At 75.1% G+C, this 15,352-nt stretch carries 17 protein-coding genes; 7 read left to right on the top strand and 10 right to left on the bottom strand.

Annotated elements, in window-relative coordinates:
- Position 1 precedes the first annotated feature (1 nt).
- From ACIQVI_RS03950 to ACIQVI_RS03930, 5 genes are read right to left on the bottom strand one after another with little or no spacing between them, the layout of a single operon-like run.
- Entirely contained in the window at positions 2-844 is an 843-nt protein-coding gene (locus ACIQVI_RS03950) for a thioesterase II family protein (RefSeq protein ID WP_403590684.1), read from the bottom strand.
- Positions 841-1,983: an alpha/beta hydrolase gene (locus ACIQVI_RS03945; protein ID WP_403590681.1), complete on the bottom strand. Its 1,143-nt coding sequence runs from the start codon at positions 1,981-1,983 to the stop codon at positions 841-843. The genes ACIQVI_RS03950 and ACIQVI_RS03945 overlap by 4 nt, the downstream gene beginning before the upstream one ends.
- Positions 1,980-2,735 (bottom strand): 2-oxo acid dehydrogenase subunit E2, encoded by a 756-nt coding sequence (locus tag ACIQVI_RS03940; RefSeq protein WP_403590678.1) that lies wholly within the window; start codon positions 2,733-2,735, stop codon positions 1,980-1,982. Before ACIQVI_RS03940 ends, ACIQVI_RS03945 begins: the two co-directional genes overlap by 4 nt.
- On the bottom strand, positions 2,732-2,977 hold the full coding sequence (locus ACIQVI_RS03935) for a phosphopantetheine-binding protein (RefSeq protein ID WP_161372103.1): 246 nt from the start codon (positions 2,975-2,977) through the stop codon (positions 2,732-2,734). Before ACIQVI_RS03935 ends, ACIQVI_RS03940 begins: the two co-directional genes overlap by 4 nt.
- Position 2,978: 1 nt before the next feature.
- Positions 2,979-4,028: a 3-oxoacyl-ACP synthase III family protein gene (locus ACIQVI_RS03930; RefSeq protein WP_351969946.1), complete on the bottom strand. Its 1,050-nt coding sequence runs from the start codon at positions 4,026-4,028 to the stop codon at positions 2,979-2,981.
- 278 nt (positions 4,029-4,306) lie between these two features.
- Between ACIQVI_RS03930 and ACIQVI_RS03925 the strand changes: the two genes are divergently transcribed.
- Positions 4,307-4,945, top strand: a complete 639-nt coding sequence (locus ACIQVI_RS03925) for a 4'-phosphopantetheinyl transferase (protein ID WP_403590673.1) — start codon at positions 4,307-4,309, stop codon at positions 4,943-4,945.
- 18 nt (positions 4,946-4,963) lie between these two features.
- Here ACIQVI_RS03925 and opcA read toward each other — a convergent pair whose 3' ends face one another.
- Both opcA and ACIQVI_RS03915 read right to left on the bottom strand, forming a co-directional pair.
- Positions 4,964-5,896: a glucose-6-phosphate dehydrogenase assembly protein OpcA gene (gene opcA, locus ACIQVI_RS03920; protein WP_403590671.1), complete on the bottom strand. Its 933-nt coding sequence runs from the start codon at positions 5,894-5,896 to the stop codon at positions 4,964-4,966.
- Between the two features lie 79 nt (positions 5,897-5,975).
- Positions 5,976-6,509 (bottom strand): DoxX family protein, encoded by a 534-nt coding sequence (locus ACIQVI_RS03915; protein ID WP_403590668.1) that lies wholly within the window; start codon positions 6,507-6,509, stop codon positions 5,976-5,978.
- A gap of 205 nt (positions 6,510-6,714) precedes the next feature.
- Between ACIQVI_RS03915 and ACIQVI_RS03910 the strand changes: the two genes are divergently transcribed.
- The 3 genes from ACIQVI_RS03910 to ACIQVI_RS03900 all read left to right on the top strand — a co-directional run bounded on the left by ACIQVI_RS03910 (position 6,715) and on the right by ACIQVI_RS03900 (position 9,354).
- A complete protein-coding gene (locus ACIQVI_RS03910; RefSeq protein WP_403590665.1) occupies positions 6,715-8,091 on the top strand; it encodes a dipeptidase in 1,377 nt (458 codons plus the stop codon).
- 46 nt (positions 8,092-8,137) lie between these two features.
- On the top strand, positions 8,138-8,752 hold the full coding sequence (locus tag ACIQVI_RS03905; protein ID WP_403590662.1) for an HdeD family acid-resistance protein: 615 nt from the start codon (positions 8,138-8,140) through the stop codon (positions 8,750-8,752).
- A gap of 179 nt (positions 8,753-8,931) precedes the next feature.
- Positions 8,932-9,354 carry a DUF350 domain-containing protein gene (locus tag ACIQVI_RS03900; protein ID WP_121827873.1) on the top strand — a complete coding sequence of 141 codons (423 nt, stop codon included), beginning with the start codon at positions 8,932-8,934 and terminating at the stop codon, positions 9,352-9,354.
- A gap of 13 nt (positions 9,355-9,367) precedes the next feature.
- On the opposite strand, the gene ACIQVI_RS03895 is transcribed toward ACIQVI_RS03900, so the two are convergent.
- Genes ACIQVI_RS03895 through ACIQVI_RS03885 form a run of 3 tightly spaced genes read right to left on the bottom strand, consistent with a single transcriptional unit; the run spans position 9,368 to position 12,575 of the window.
- Positions 9,368-9,868: a hypothetical protein gene (locus ACIQVI_RS03895; protein WP_403590659.1), complete on the bottom strand. Its 501-nt coding sequence runs from the start codon at positions 9,866-9,868 to the stop codon at positions 9,368-9,370.
- Positions 9,865-11,298, bottom strand: coding sequence for a WGR domain-containing protein (locus ACIQVI_RS03890; protein WP_351969939.1), 1,434 nt, complete (start codon positions 11,296-11,298; stop codon positions 9,865-9,867). The genes ACIQVI_RS03895 and ACIQVI_RS03890 overlap by 4 nt, the downstream gene beginning before the upstream one ends.
- Before the next feature lie 56 nt (positions 11,299-11,354).
- Positions 11,355-12,575, bottom strand: a complete 1,221-nt coding sequence (locus tag ACIQVI_RS03885) for an ROK family protein (protein ID WP_403590656.1) — start codon at positions 12,573-12,575, stop codon at positions 11,355-11,357.
- A 156-nt stretch (positions 12,576-12,731) separates the two neighbouring features.
- Here ACIQVI_RS03885 and ACIQVI_RS03880 point away from each other — a divergent pair, with 156 nt between their 5' ends.
- The 3 genes from ACIQVI_RS03880 to ACIQVI_RS03870 are packed head-to-tail and all read left to right on the top strand — an operon-like array spanning position 12,732 to position 15,294.
- Complete coding sequence (locus ACIQVI_RS03880; RefSeq protein ID WP_403590653.1) at positions 12,732-13,301, top strand: winged helix-turn-helix transcriptional regulator; 570 nt, start codon at positions 12,732-12,734, stop codon at positions 13,299-13,301.
- Entirely contained in the window at positions 13,298-14,281 is a 984-nt protein-coding gene (locus ACIQVI_RS03875) for a ketopantoate reductase family protein (protein ID WP_403590650.1), read from the top strand. Before ACIQVI_RS03880 ends, ACIQVI_RS03875 begins: the two co-directional genes overlap by 4 nt.
- Positions 14,278-15,294: a hypothetical protein gene (locus ACIQVI_RS03870; RefSeq protein WP_403590647.1), complete on the top strand. Its 1,017-nt coding sequence runs from the start codon at positions 14,278-14,280 to the stop codon at positions 15,292-15,294. Before ACIQVI_RS03875 ends, ACIQVI_RS03870 begins: the two co-directional genes overlap by 4 nt.
- The last annotated feature ends 58 nt before the right edge of the window (positions 15,295-15,352 follow it).

Below are 15,352 nucleotides of genomic sequence, written 5' to 3'. Positions count from 1 at the left end.
GTCAGGACAGTTCCGCGAGCACCGTGCGTACGGTGTCCGCCACGTCCGTCAGCCGCGGATTCAGATAGAAGTGGTCGCCCGGGAGCACCCGGAGCCGGAAGGGGCCCGTGGTGTGGTCCCGCCAGCGCCGCGCGTCGGCGACCGGCACCAGCGGGTCGCCGTCGCCGACGAGCGCCCGGACGGGGCAGCGCAGGCGGGCGGCGGGATCGGGGACGTAGGACTGGAGCGCCCGGTAGTCGGCGCGCAGCGCGGGCAGGAACAGCTCGCGCAGGTCGGGGTCGTCCAGGACGGTCCGGTCGGTGCCGCCGAGCAGCAGGACCTCCTCGACGAGGGAGTCGTCGCTGCGCAGGATCGCCGGGTCCACGCGGGTCAGGTCCGGGGCGCGGCCGCCGGACGCGAGGAGCGCGGCGGGGGCGGGTCCGGAGCCGCGTTCTCCGAGCAGGGCGGCCTCGAAGGCGACGAGCGAGCCCATGCTGTGCCCGAAGAGGACGAGCGGGGCGGTCCCGTCGCCCGCCGGGGTGCCCGCGACGGCCTCGGCGACGGCCGCGAGCGCGTGCCCGGCGAGCTCCCGGACGTTCTCGGCGGGCGGTTCGGCACGGCGTTCGACCCGCCCGGGGTACTGGACGGCCAGGACCCGGACGGCGGGAGCGAGGGCGCGGGCCAGCGGGGCGAAGAACCCGGCCGACCCGCCGGCGTGCGGGAAGGCCACCAGGCAGGGGGCCCCGGCGTCGGCGGGGGCGTACTGCCGGAGCCAGTCGGCCGCGGTGGCGGTACGCGCGGTGGACGCGGTGGCGGGGGTGCCGGCCGCGGTCGCGGTGGTCGCCGTGCTCCCCGTCGGGCTCATCGCGCCGCCCCCGCGTCCTGCACCGCGTCCCGCGCCGCGTCCCGCGCCGCCGCGAGGGCCGCCGCGAGGCGTTCCGTGATCGCCGGGTCGGCGTCCGGTCGCATCTCCTGGACGGCGAGCAGGCTCCACGCCTTCGTCTCGGCGAGGTGGGCGGGGGCCCCGTGCACGTCGTCGTGTTCCAGGAGCCGCAGGTCGGCGATGTTCCGGCGGAGCCGTTCGGCGTCGGCGGGCGGCACGATCTCGTCCCGGCGGGCCGCCACCGCCGCGAACGGGACGGCGAGGGAGCGGAGTTCGTCGTCGGTGAGGGCCCAGTCCCGCAGGTGCGCGTAGACCGTGTCGGAGGGGACGCCGGCGAGGTGGGCGAGCGTGTCGCGGGTGACCCGGGGGACGGTCCGCTGCCAGTCGGGGTCGGTGAAGAAGTCGTGGACGGGGGTGCCGTTGCCGACGATGCCGCGGATCCGGGGGTCGGCCAGGGCGGCCCGGACGGCGAGGTGGCCGCTGAAGCTGAGGGCCAGCAGATAGGTGCGGGAGACGTCGGCGCGGTCCGCGAGCGCGTCGAGGATCGCGCCGAACAGGCGGGCGCTGTCGCGCTCGTAGCGCAGGGGGTTCTCGCCGACGCCGGGCAGTTCGGCGACGGCGGCGGCGAGGCCGAGGGAGGCGAGCTGCGGCAGCAGCGGCCCCCATTGCTCCTTGGTGCTGACGATCCCGCCGGTCACGACGAGCAGCGGGCGGGGGCGGGCCGGGTCGAGGCCGGCGGTCCAGATCCGGACGGGGACGCCGTCGACGTCGACCGTCCCGGCCTCGATGCCGGTCTCCTCGGCCTTGCGCCAGCGGTCGAAGGCGTCGACGGAGCGCGCCAGGGCGCGGGCCCGGCCGGGGCCGTCCACGAACGGGAAGCGGCCCAGGACGTAGTACTGTCCGGCGGCCAGGGTCCGTCCGGCCGCGTCCAGTTCGTCGCCGGCGCGGATCCACTCGTACGCCCAGGAGCCGGGGGCGTCGCCGGCGTCGGTGGTGATCCGGTCCAGGAGCGGGGCGTAGTGGTCGGCGGGGAGGTTCTGGGAGACGGCGTGGGCGACGACGAAGCGTTTGAGCTCGTCCAGGTCGTTGCCGCGGCCGGGGCCTGCGGTGGTGTCGGTCATGCGGGGTACGCCTCCAGCGCGTCCTTGATCTCGGTGAGGACGTCGGCGGCCTCGGCGCCGTCGATGACCCGGTGGTCGAAGGTGAGGGAGAGCCGCAGGACCGGTGCGACGACGACCGCTCCGTCGCGGACGACCGGCCGGTCGGCGATGCGGCCGACGCCGAGGGTGACGGTGGTGCCGCCGACGGAGTGGAATCCGTCGACGGCCCGGTGGCCGAGCGAGGTGACGCTGAACGTGCCGGTGATCTCCGGGCGGCGTTCCAGCAGTCCGGCGGCGGCCCGGAACCGGTCGAGGGCCTCCTTCCAGGGCAGGGCGCCCAGGGCCCGGACGGGGGCGAACCGTTCGGCGGTGTCGGGGTCGTCGGCGAGCGCGCGGTCGAGGTGCTCCTGGATCGCGTCGAGGCCGGCGTCCTCCAGGCGGGGGATCACCGTGGCGAGGACGACGCGGCGGCCGCCCAGGGTCCGGTCGAGGGTGACCTTGGCGCTGACGGTGTCGTAGGTGGCGACGGTCGGGTCGAGCCGTCCCTGGATCGCGGCGTTGGCGTCGGGGTGCGCGCGGAGCACTCCGGCGGCGGCGTGCACGACGTGGGCGACGACCGAGCGGCGCGCACCGGCATCGCGGGCACGGCGGCGGGCGGCGACGATCGCGGTGGCGTCCACCTCGGTGTCGAGGTGGACCGGGGAGAAGTCCCTGATCTGGTCGAGGAAGAAGAGGGTGTGCCGCCGCTGGGCGGGGAAGGGACGGCCGGTCACCGGGTGGCCGTCTCGTGGACGGCGGCCAGGCTGCCCGCGTCGAGGAAGTCCGGCAGGGACAGCTGTCTGCCCGTCTCCTTCTCCAGGAGGACGAGCAGGGACAGCAGGTGTACGGAGTCCCAGCCGGTCAACGCGTCGAGGGGGAGGTCGAGTTCGGCTTCGGTGACGTCGATGCCGATCTCGTCGCGGACCAGTTCGGCGAACTCCTGGCGGTCCAGGGGGCGGCCGGGTGCGGCACTCATGTCAGATGTTCCCGTTCAGTTCCAGGGCGAGGCCCGAGCGGATCCACTTGCTGGACTCGATGGCCACGGCGACGGCCCGCGACGGGGCGTCCATCGCGTCGAGGAGCCGCTCCAGCTGGAAGAAGAGCAGGGCGTTGCCGTTGTTGCCGGTGTCGCCGACGCAGCTGATCTCCTCGGCCAGCGGGAAGTCGAGCCGTTTGACGATCCGGTCGGTCATGGTGACGGACAGCTGCGGGGGCAGCAGGTAGTCGACGTCCTCGCGCTCCCAGCCGAGGTCGTCGAGGATCTCGTCGGCCGCCTCGACGGCGAGTTCGGGGACCAGTTCCTCGATGGCCTTGTAGTCCTCGCCCGCGGGTGGCTGGGGGCTGTCGCGGTCGGCGAGTCCGTACCAGCGGAGCACCTGGCCCGGTTCCCGGTCGAGGCCGGACAGCCGGGTCAGGACGGTGCGGACGGCCGGGGAGTCGTCGTGGCCGGGTTCGGTGGTGAGGACGGCCGCGCCGGCGCCGTCGCCGAAGAGGACGTAGTTGACGAGTTCCTCCGGCGGCAGGGCGCCGAGGTCCGCGGTCACGTCGTAGTGCTTGGCGATGACGTCGCCGCCGATGACGAGGGCCGTGCGGTGGCGGCCTGCGGCGAGCAGCGAGGTCGCCACGTCGAAGGTCTGCACGGCGCCCGAGCAGCCGGACTGGAGCTGGAAGGTGGGGATGCCGTCGATGCGGAGCCGGTCGGCGACGACGTTGACGGTCGCGGGCATCAGGGTGTCGGGGGTGGCGGAGCCGAGGATGACGAGGTCGACGTCGTCCGGGGACAGTCCGGCGCGGTCGAGCGCGGTCGCGGCGGCGGTCGTGGCGAGGTCGGCGAGCGATTCCCGGGGTTCGCCCGTCGCGAGGTCGAGGGCGAGGTGACGGGTGCGGGTGCCGATGAAGGCGTCGACCCACTGCTGCCAGAGCCGGTCCATTCCGAAGCGTGCGGCCAGCGCCTCGGTGTCGACGGGGGAGCCCGGCAGGGCGGTCCCCGCGGACAGCACACGCACCGTACGGTCCAGGTCCACCACGTGAAGTCCTCCTCTCGCGTTGCGTCCGGCCTTCTGTCCGGCTTGCGTGGGGACGCTAGGCGCGCGTTCTAAAGCAGCCCTGAACCACCGGCGGGGGGAGGGAGGCGCCTTCAGCGGCGCTTCAGCGGGGCCGCCGAGCCTGGCCGGATGACGGACACCGGATCCACGGCCGCGCCCGGGCGGCCGGACGCGCACGCGTCCCGCTGCGCCCCTCCCCTCCCCCGGCGCGGACGCGACCGGTCCGCCCCGGCCGCGTCGCGCTCCCTCGGTACGACGGGGTGATCGAGCGGCTGCTGCCGCCGGGGGTGGCGTCGGCGGAGGCGTACGGCGATCCGCCGGAGGCGCTGCTGTTCCCCGCCGAGGAGGCGCTGGTCCGCCGGGCCTCGGAGGGTCGCAGGCGCGAGTTCGCCACGGTACGGCTGTGCGCCCGGCGGGCCCTCGCCGAGCTGGGCGTCGCTCCCGTGCCGCTGCTGCCGGGCGAGCGGGGCGCGCCGCGCTGGCCGGAGCGGGTCGTGGGGAGCATGACCCACTGCGAGGGCTACCGTGCGGCGGCCGTCGCGCGGCGGGCCCCGGAGGTGCTGTCCGTCGGCATCGACGCGGAGCCGCACCGGGCGCTTCCGCCGGACGTTCTGGAGTCGATCGCGCTGCCCCCGGAGCTGCGCCGCGTCGAGGGCCTCGCGCGCACGGCCCCCCACGTGCACTGGGACCGGCTGCTGTTCAGCGCGAAGGAGAGCGTCTACAAGGCGTGGTTCCCGCTGACGCGGACCCGTCTCGGCTTCGACGAGGCGGACATCGCCCTCGACCTCTCGGGGTCGTTCCGGGCGGTACTGCTCCGGGGCCCCGGCCCGTCGGAGTTCGCCGGCCGGTGGCTGGTGGCCGACGGGCTGCTGGCCACGGCGGTCACGTACCGGGCCTGACGATGTCCCGGAAGGTCCTCACGCCGTCCGGAGGCCGGGCCGGGCGTGGCCGCGCAGGGCGGCCTCGTAGACCTCGTCGGGGTCGAGCCGGCGCAGTTCCTCGGCGATGAGCTCCGCGGTGGAGCGGACCTTGAGGGCAAGGACGCGGTGGGGCTGGCCGGGGATGGAGAGGCGGGCCACCGGGCCCTCGGGCCGGTCGATGAGGATCTCGCCGTCCGGGGTGCCCATGCGGACGGCGGTGACGACGGGGCCGTCGGTGACGACCCGGTCGACGGGGACGCCGAGCCGGACCTCGAACCAGCGGGCGAGGAGTTCGGCGCTGGGGTTCTCCGCCTCGCTCTCGACGGCGGCGGAGGTGACGTCGAGCGGCGCCTGGTCGAGCGCGGCGGCCAGCATGGAGCGCCAGGGGGTGAGCCGCGTCCAGGCGAGGTCCGTGTCGCCGGGGGCGTACGAGGCGGCGCGGGTCTCCAGGACGGAGAGCGGGTCCTCCACCGCGTACGCGTCGGTGATGCGGCGCTGGGCGAGTGCGCCGAGCGGGTCCTCGGAGGGGACCTCGGGGGCGTCGACGGGCCACCAGACCACGACGGGCGCGTCCGGCAGGAGCAGGGGCAGGACCACGGACTCGGCGCGGGCGCAGAGTTCGCCGTGGAGCCGGAGGACGACCGTCTCGCCCGAACCGGCGTCGCTGCCGAGCCGGACCTCGGCGTCGAGCCGGGTCTCGTGCCGCTCGCGGGGGGAGCGGGCGTGGCGCTTGATGACCACGAGGATGCGGGAGGGGTGCTCCCGGGAGGCCTCGCCGGCCGCCTTGACGGCGTCGTAGGCGTTCTCCTCGTCGGTGACGACGACGAGGGTGAGCACGGCGCCGACGGCGGGGGTGCCGACGTCCCTGCGGCCCTTCAGGATCGCCTTGTTGATCCTGCTGGAATTGGTGTCCGTCAGATCGATCTTCATGCGCGGCGCCCGTCCCTTCCTCTCCCGCGAGCCTAACCCTCCCGCGCGGCGAACGCGTGCGGGTCCCCGCCGGCCCCCTCTAGGGCTGCTCGGGGTCCGGCCCGGGAGCCGCCTGGTCCTGGGCGCGGCGGCCGACGACGGCGGCCGCGGCGAGCGCGGTGCCGAGGAAGGCGACGGCCACCACCCAGCGCCGGTCGAGGACGTGCCCGGTGAGGTGGTCCAGGGAGTACCGCCCGGCGCCCGTGACGCCGATCGCGGCGGCGGTGAAGCCGAGGAAGGCGGGGTATTCGTAGCCGCCGCCCTGGGCGAAGAAGCCGGCCGGGGCGTGCACCGAGACGGCCCCCGCCATGGCGCCGGCCGCGGCCGCGCCGGCGGCCGGGGTGGCGAGGCCGAGGGCGAGGAGGGCGCCGCCGCCGGCCTCGCCGAGACCGGCGGCGATGGCGCTCTGCCGGCCCGGGGAGAAGCCCATGGCCTCCATCGCCTTGGTGGTGCCCTCGACGCCTCCGCCGCCGAACCAGCCGAAGAGCTTCTGCGTGCCGTGCGCGGCGAGCACGGCTCCGGTGCCGACCCTCAGTACGAGCAGCCCGAGGTCGCGTCGGTTGGGGTGGCCCATGGGTTCTCCAGGTGCGGGAGGGGGGAGGCGTACGCCGTCCACTGTCGTCCCCTGCTGGGGAGCACGCCGCCCGGGCCCGGGATCCGTACTCCATAAGAGTCACCTTTTGCGGCTTTTGTCGGGTGTTGTTTTAGTGAGAGGGCTGTCGCCGTCCCGGGACCGTCGCGAACCGTCCCCGGGGGCGACCCGAGGGAAGTGGGTGCGCATGACCGCCGAGTCCACCGAGACCGCAGCCCTGCGGGAGAGGGTCCGGGCCCTGATGCCCCGGGCGAAGGAGGACCTGACCGAGCTGGTGGCGATGCGTTCCGTCGCCGACCCCCGCCAGTTCCCTCCCGAGGAGTGCGCGAAGACCGCCGACTTCCTCGTCCGGGCCTTCACCGAGGCCGGGCTGAAGGACATGCGGCGGGTGACGACCCCGGACGGCACGGACGCGGTGGTGGGGCACGCGCCGGGCCCCGAGGGCGCGCCCACCGTCCTGCTGTACTGCCACTACGACGTGCAGCCGCCGCTCGACGACGCCGCCTGGCGCACCCCGCCCTTCGAGCTCACCGAGCGCGACGGGCGCTGGTACGGCCGCGGCGCCGCCGACTGCAAGGGCAACATCGCCATGCACCTGACGGCGCTGCGCGCGCTCGGCGGGCCGGAAGGGCGGGGCTTCCCCGTGCACCTCAAGTTCGTGGCGGAGGGCTCGGAGGAGCAGGGGACGGGCGGTCTGGAGAAGCTCGTCCCGCTCCAGCCGGACCTGTTCGCCGCCGACGCGCTCCTGATCTGCGACACCGGCAACTTCGCGCTCGGCCTGCCCACCGCGACCACCTCGCTGCGCGGGCTCACCAACGTCGTGGTGACCGTCTCCACCCTCAAGGGGGAGATGCACTCCGGCATGTTCGGCGGCCCGGCGCCCGACGCGCTGGCCGCCCTCGTCCGGATGCTCGACGGCCTGCGCGACGAGCACGGCAACACGGCGGTCACGGGCCTCGCGGGCGACGGCACCTGGCAGGGCGTCGACTACCCGGCCGAGCGGTTCCGCGCCGACGCCGGCGTCCTGGACGGGGTGTCCCTCGTCGGTACGGGCTCGGTCGCCGACGAGCTGTGGGCCCGGCCCGCCGTCACCGTCCTCGGCATCGACTGCCCGCCGGTCGTGGGCTCCTCGGCGGCGGTGCAGGCGAAGGTACGGGCCAGGGTCAGCCTGCGGGTCCCGCCGGGGATCGACGCGGACGACGCCCTGCGCGCCCTGACCGACCACCTGACCTCGACCGCCCCGTGGGGCGCCCGGGTGGAGGTGGAGCCGGAGAGCGCGGGCCAGCCCTTCCGGGCGCGCACCGACGGGCCCGCCTACCGGGCCCTGGCGACGGCGTTCCGCGAGGCGTACGGGAAGGACGTGGTGCAGGCGGGGCAGGGCGGGTCGATCCCGCTGTGCAACGTGCTCGCCGCGCACTTCCCGGACGCCGAGATCGCGCTCGTCGGCGTCGAGGAGCCGGGCTGTCTCATCCACGCGCCCAACGAGAGCGTGGACCCCTCGGAGATCGAGCACATGGCGCTGACCGAGGCGCTCTTCCTCAGCCGCTACGCCACTCCCCTCTGAACCCCACCGGCCGCACCTCCCCAGCGAACAGAACGGTTTCCGTCCCATGACACAGACTCACGACCGGTCCCACGAACGACCCCAGGACCGGGACGTACCGGCCGGTCCCCTCGGCGCGCTGGCGGGCGCCGCCTGGCAGGCCCTCCTCCTCGCCGGCGTCGCGGCCCTGGTCCTGGGCGTCCTCGTCCTGGTCTGGCCGGGCGCCTCGCTGGTCGTGGCCGGCGTGCTCTTCGGCCTGTACCTGCTGTTCAGCGGTGTGCTGCAACTGGTCGCCGCCTTCGGCACCCATGTGAGCACCGCGCTGCGGGTGATGGCCTTCATCAGCGGCGCCCTCTCGATCCTGCTCGGCCTGCTCTGCTTCCGGGGCGCGATGCAGTCGATCCTGCTGCTCGCGCTCTGGATCGGCATCGGCTGGCTCTTCCGGGGCATCACCCAGACCGTGGCGGCGGCCTCCGACCCGGCGATGCCGGCGCGCGGCTGGCAGGTCTTCCTCGGCATCGTCAGCGCGCTGGCCGGAGTGGTCCTCATCGTGTCCCCGCTGGAGTCGGCGGCGGTGCTGACGCTCCTCGGCGGCATCTGGCTGGTCGCCGTCGGCGCCGTCGAGATCGTCACCGCCCTCCAGGTGCGCTCGCGCGCCAAGAACCTGCCGCCGGGGGCCTGAACGGAGGGCCACGCGCCCCGGCCGCCGCCTTCCGGCGATCCTCGCCGTCCTTCCGCCGTCCTTCCGCCGTCCGTCCGGTCTCCGGGCGGGCGGCGGACGTCGTTGACGCGTGCGCTACATTTTGCCGGTCCTTGACCACCGATCCCCCGCGATCGTGAACCCTCCGGAGCCCGCATCCCATGAGCGACATCGTCAACGGCCTCGGCCGGACCAGTGCCTACGGCGCCCTCGGCGTGGTCCTGCTGATCCTCGGCATCGTGCTCGTGGACCTGCTGACCCCCGGCAAGCTCGGGCGGCAGATCTGGGAGGACCGCAACCGCAACGCCGCGATCCTGCTCAGCTCGGCGCTCCTCGGCATCGGCGGCATCGTCTTCACCTCGATCTGGACGACGTACGACGACTTCGGCAAGGGCCTCCTCTCGACCGCCGCATTCGGCCTCCTCGGCCTGGTGATGATGGCGGTGGCGTTCCTCGTCGTCGACCTGGTCACGCCGGGCAAGCTGGGCGCCACCCTCGTCGACCCCGAGCCGCACCCGGCGGTCTGGGTGACCGCCTCCTGCAACATCGCGGTCTCGGCGATCGTCTCCGCCTCGATCGCCTGAGCCCCGGCCCGGCTCAGGCCTCCCCCGGCTCCACCTCCAGGAAGCGGCGTCCGCGCGGCCCCTTGTAGAGGAGGGCGTCCCAGCCGAGCCGGGCCAGGACGGGGACGCACGCGCCGAGGGCCTCCGCCTCCTCCCGGGCGGCGCCCGCGCCCGGCGGCCCCAGCCACTCGACCACGGCCGTGCCGGGCCGCTCCCCCGCCCGGACCCGGTAGCCGGTGGAGCCGCGTGCCCCGGAGGCGTCCACGGACGAGGGCGTGATCCCTCCGGCCTCCAGGGCCAGGGCCACCGCCCGGACCGGCCGCCGCAGCTCCCAGTCGGCGGGCGCCCCCTCGGGGTCCCCGCTCCGGCTTCGGGTCAGCCGTCTGATCTGGAGCAGCCCGTCGAGGGCCCTCCGGACCTCCCGGGAGCGCTGCTCGGCGTCGGCCGGGAGCAGGGGCGGCCCGTCGCCCGTGGCCGGCTCGAAGACGCCCCCGGCGTCCCCGGCGCTCCCCTCCCCGGTTCCCCGTACCGTCACAGCAGTCGCCGGATGTCGCCGCGGACCCGGTAGAAGCCGCCCGCGGCGGGGTGCAGGGCGTCGACCACGTACCGCGCGCCGGGCTCGCGGATCGCGCGCGGGAACTGCACGTTCCACGAGGAGTCGTAGCCCCCCGAGACGACCCGCACCCGGGTCCGGCCCGACTCGTTCACGCACTCCACGACCACCGCGCCGGCCGGGGCGTCGCTGACGACGGCCACGGCGGTGGCGGTCGTGGCCGGCTCGTACACCGGCATCGCGGCGGCGAGCTTGACGTCCCGGGCGACCGGGACCGTGCCCTGCTGGGCGGCCGCGATCGCCGCCTCGCTCGCGTCCACGCAGACCAGCGAGCCGTCGGTGGTCACCAGGTAGAGCCGCTCGTCCCGGTACTGCATCGAGAGCGCCGAGCCGCCTCCCGTGCCGAGCTTCCACAGCCGGGTGCCGTCCTCCGCGAAGCAGTAGACGGAGGAGGACGAGTCGCCCGCGAAGACGAACCGGCCGCCGGGCGAGGTGGCGCAGGAGTACACCGCGCTGTCGCAGGAGTACACCGCCTCCACCCGTCCGTCCTTCTTCGCGAGCCGCTGCACCTTCTTGCGGCCCGTGCCCGCGTAGACCGCGGTGTCCTCCTGCCAGCCGAAGAGGACCGTGCCGTCGGTGGCCGTGTGCCACAGCTCGCCGCCGCCGTCCGGCGCGTGGGCCGCGACGCCGCGCGTGTCCCCGTAGTAGACGGCGTCGCCGTCGGCGCGGACCATCCAGGCGTGCTCGCCCCGGCCCCCGCGCGCCCACTGGTGCTCGTCCTCGTGGTCGATGACGGTGAGCCGGCCGGAGCGGTCGGCGACGTTCAGGACGCCCTCGTGGATGTCGAGCCAGAAGATGTCGACGTCGGTGGCGATGTCGTAGGCGGCGAAGGGGAGCTTGGACGACAGGTCGTACACCTTGCCGTCGTCGCAGCCCGCGTAGATCCAGAAGTCGTCGGCGACCAGGCACTTGACGCCGTCCGGCAGGCTGAAGCGGGCCTGCACCTCGCCGGTGCGGTCGAGCGTGAAGACGTCCCCCGCCTGGTTGCCCACCCAGCAGCGCTCCTCGTCGACGTGGATGCCGAAGGCGGCCGAGCCGGTCCGGAAGCGCCAGAGCACCGGGGCGACGGCCCGCGCGGTGGAGGGCGCCGAAACCACGGCGCGGCGCGTCACCGAGCGGGCGGCGCGCGCTCCGCGCACCGCGGGGGCGTAGCCCTTGCGGACCTTCTCCCCTATCTTCTTCGCGGCGGCGGCCTGGGCCTTCTGCGCGGTCGGGAACGTGGAGCGCTGCGTCTGCCCGTCGGTGCCGATCCGGCCGTAGCGAACCGACACCGCGAGGTCCTCGACGGTCACTTCGTAGAACTTGTGGGCACCGCCGCCGTCCTGCGACAGCTCCAGATAGGTCGTCGTCATGGGAAGAACGTTAGGGGTGACCACTGACAACGCCCCCGTCCGGGTCGGCGGCGCCGTCAGTTCGCCCGGTCGCCCGCCGTCACGGCATGGGCCAGCGGGTCGGCCAGGACGTCGCGGAGGACGAGGGCCGCCGCGCCCCGGGCCGCGTCGGTGGCGGTGGAGGCGGGGCGCAGCCGGCCCGCGTCCGGGGTCCAGAGGCCCGAGACGACGCGGTCGGCGAGCTCCTCCGCCAGGGCGGGCGTCAGCCAGGGCATCAAGCGCGGGTAGATGCCGCCCAGGACGACGGCCTCGGGGTCCAGGAGGTTCACGGCGCCCGACAGGGCGCGTCCGAGCATCCGGCCCGCCCGCGCGAGGGCGTCGAGGGCGCGCGGTTCGCCCGCTCCGGCGCGGCGCGCCAGGTCGGGGACGCCGGCCGCCCCGGCCGAGGCGAGGAGGGCGGCCTGCCCCGCGTACTGCTCCAGGCAGCCGCGCGAGCCGCAGCGGCAGCGGGGCCCTTCGGCGTCGACGACCGTGTGGCCGATCTCGCCCGCGAACCCGTGCGCGCCGCGCAGGAGTTCGCCGTGGACGACGATCGCGCCGCCGACGCCGATCTCCCCCGTCAGGTGCAGGAAGGTGCGGACCTCGCCGAGGGAGCCGAACCACAGCTCGGCGAGGGCGGCCGAGTTGGCCTCGTTGTCGGAGGCGACGGGAAGTCCGGCGGTGGCGGGGCGCAGGGCGGCGAGGGCCTCGGCGAAGAGGCGTTCGGCGGGGACGTCGTTCCAGCCGAGGTTGGGGGCCTGCCGGACGGTTCCGCCGGAGACGAGTCCGGGCAGGGCGAGGCCGGCCCCCGCCGGGACGAGGCCGAGGCCGGCCGCTTCGGCCAGGGCCCCGGCGGCGATGCGGGCGGCCCGGGCCAGGACCTCGCCCGGGCCGGCCGCGCGGTTGTCGAGGTGCTCGGTGCGCCGGACGCGGTCGGTGCCGGTCAGGTCGACGACGCAGGCGGTGACGTAGGCGACGTTGATCTCGACGCCGAGTCCGGCGGGGCCGGTGTCGGCCGGTTTGAGGACGGTGCCGGGCCGTCCCGCCTGCCCGCTGAAGGTCTTGCCCGACTCCCTGAGGAGCCCGAGGTCGAGGAGCTGCTCGACGAGGGAGGAGACGGCGGGCCGGGTGAGTCCGACGCGTGCCGCGACGGCGGCCCGGGTGGTCTCGCCGGCCTCGTGGACGGTCCGCAGCACGAGGCTCAGGTTGTGCCGGCGCACTCCCGACTTGTCGGCCTTGGGTTCCGTGGGCTGGTTCATGGTGAGCGAGAGCCTAGTCGTCCCTTTCGTTCACACGACAACGGCGTCCGACGACGGCGCCCGGCCCCGGCGTCCACACGCCCCCGAAGCCCCGCGCCCCTCCCCGACTCCCCCAAACAGTTCGGTGACCGAACTGTTCTCCGCTAGGCTCCGGCCATGACGCTTCCGCGCGACTACCGCGGCCAGACCTGTGCCCTCGCCCGCTCGATGGAGATCGTCGGCGAGCGCTGGACGCTGCTGATCCTGCGCGACGCCTTCTACGGGGTCCGCAGGTTCGGCGAGTTCGCCGCGCACCTGGGCGTGCCCCGGGCCGTCCTCACCGACCGGCTCGCCACCCTCACCGGGGCGGGGGTCCTGGAGCGCCGCCCCGAGCCGGGGACGGGCCGCCGCGAGGCGTACGGGCTGACGCCCAAGGGCGTCGCCCTCTGGCCGGCCGTCCGGGCGCTCACCGCCTGGGGCGAGGAGTTCCACCCGGCTCCGGGCGGCCCCCGGCGCCTCTTCCGGCACGCCGGGGACGGGGCCCCGCTCGACCAGGACGGGCGCTGCGCGGAGTGCGGGGCGTCCGTACCGGCCGAGGACGTCCTGGTGGCTCCCGGCCCCGGGCTCGCCCCCGCGGACCCCGGCGACGACCCGGTGACGGCGGCGCTCGCGCGGCCCCACCGGCTGCTCACCCCCCTGATCACCCACGCGCCCGCGGGGCGCCCCACGAGAGGTTCGCGACGATGAGGATCCTGGTCGTCGGCGCCGGTGCCACCGGTGGCTACTTCGGCGCCCTGCTGGCCCGGGCCGGCGAGGACGTCACCTTCCTGGTCCGGCCCGCCCGGGCCGCCGCGCTGCGCGAGCGCGGGCTGCGGGTCGTCGGACGGGACGAGGAGTGGACCCTGGAGCCCCGTCTCGTCACGGCGGACCGGCTGGACCGCACGTACGACCTCGTCCTGCTCTCGGTGAAGTCCACCGGCCTGGAGCGGGCGACGGTGGACCTGGCGCCGGCCGTCGGTCCGGACACCGCGATCGTGCCGCTCCTCAACGGCTTCGCGCACCTGGACGCCCTCAACGCCCGCTTCGGCCCGGCCGCCGTCCTCGGCGGCGTGGCGAAGGTGGTCACCACCCTCGACGACCGGGGGGACATCCGCCGGCTCGCTCCCCTGGCCCACCTCGCCTTCGGCGAGCAGGACGGCACGGTCTCCGCGCGCGTGGAGCGGATCCGGGCGGTCCTGGAGGGGGCGGGGATCGACGCGCCGGTACCGGGGAACGTCCTGACGGCGATGTGGCACAAGTGGGTGTTCATCACCACCTTCGGCGCCGTGACGAGCCTGATGCGCGGCACGGTCGGAGAGGTGTACGACGCGCCCGGCGGCCCCGCCCTGGGCCCGGCCCTGCTCGACGAGACGGCGGCGGTCGCCGGGGCGGCCGGGCACCCCGTACCGGAGGAGGAGCGGGCGGCGACACTGGCCGTGGTCTCCGCGTCCGGTTCGCCGATGGTCCCCTCCCTCTACCGCGACCTGACGTCGGGCCACCCCACGGAGGTCGAACACCTCTTCGGCGACCTGACGACCCGGGCCCGCACCCTCGGCGTACCGACCCCCCTCCTCGACCTGGCGACCCTGCACTTGCGCGTCCACCAGCGCCGGGTCGCGGCGGGGGCGCCGGGGGAACCGCCGGAGACCGGCCGGTTGTCAGCGGTCCCTTCTACCGTGGGCACATGAAGATCACTGAGCGGGTCCTGGCGGAAGCCTGGCGGCGGGCGCTCTCGGGGTACGTCCTGTTCGACGGGGTGGGGCTGCCGCCGGTGGCGCACTCGGAGGAGGAGCTGAAGGGGATGGGGGGCGGCGGCCTGTGCCTGCTGCTGGAGGAGGACGGTACGGTGCACGGCCGTCACGGCCCTCACCGGGAGGTCTTCGTCGCCCGGGACCTCGGACAGGCCCTTTATCTGATCGCCGAGACCGTGGCGGTCGGGCTCGGCGGCGGTCCCGAGGAGGTCGCCGAGGCGCTGGAGCGGGTCGATCCGGGGTGGGGCAGACGGTTTCGCGGCGGCGGCCCGGACGACACGGAGGAGGCCGGGGCGTGCGGGCGCGACCCGCTGGAGGGGCTCGCCTGGGTGGCCGGGTCCTGGCGCGAGCAGGATCCGTACACGACGCTCGCCTTCTTCCGCGCGGCGCCCGGGCGGACCGTGGACGCCGAGCGGCTGGCCCTGCTGTACGGGGCCGATCCCGCGCAGGTCGCGGCCGGTACGCGCCTGAAGGACCTGCCGGCCGTGGACGACGGCTGGTCCTACGCGGACCGCCAGTGGGAGAGCTGCTGTTTCGGGGAGGCGGGCGGGTGGACGTTCCTGCTGCACCACGACACGCCACCGGAGGCCTTCGCCGACGAGGAGGCGTACGCGGCGCTCGGAATCGAGGAGAGCGTGTGGCTGACCGCCACCTCCGCGAAGGCGATGTACAGCTTCACCTATCTGCGGAACGACCGCCACGTCGCCGACGACGACGGCATGTGGGAGCTGAACTGGTACGAGCGCGGCCACGCCCCCCACGTGCGCGGCGGCGAACTGGACTTCCTCAACCGGGCCGTGCGCCGCGCCGAACTGGACCACCCCGAACTGACCGACCCGTTCGAGCTGTACTTCCACGCCCTGGAGGACTCCCTCGGCCTGCGCCTGCCCCGCCGGGACTTCACGGAGGGGGAGGTGCGGGCCGCGTACTGGGCCGGTGAGGCGTGGTGAGGGCGGCGCTGAGCGGTGTGACCGCGGAGCCTCGGCACCCTCGGTCTCACCGTCCCGC

Origin of the sequence: Streptomyces sp. NPDC098101, from assembly GCF_044760185.1 — a bacterium.
Taxonomy (GTDB): domain Bacteria; phylum Actinomycetota; class Actinomycetes; order Streptomycetales; family Streptomycetaceae; genus Streptomyces.
The sequence above is the reverse complement of the archived record's forward strand: the minus strand, read 5'-3'. Positions and strand labels throughout refer to the sequence as shown.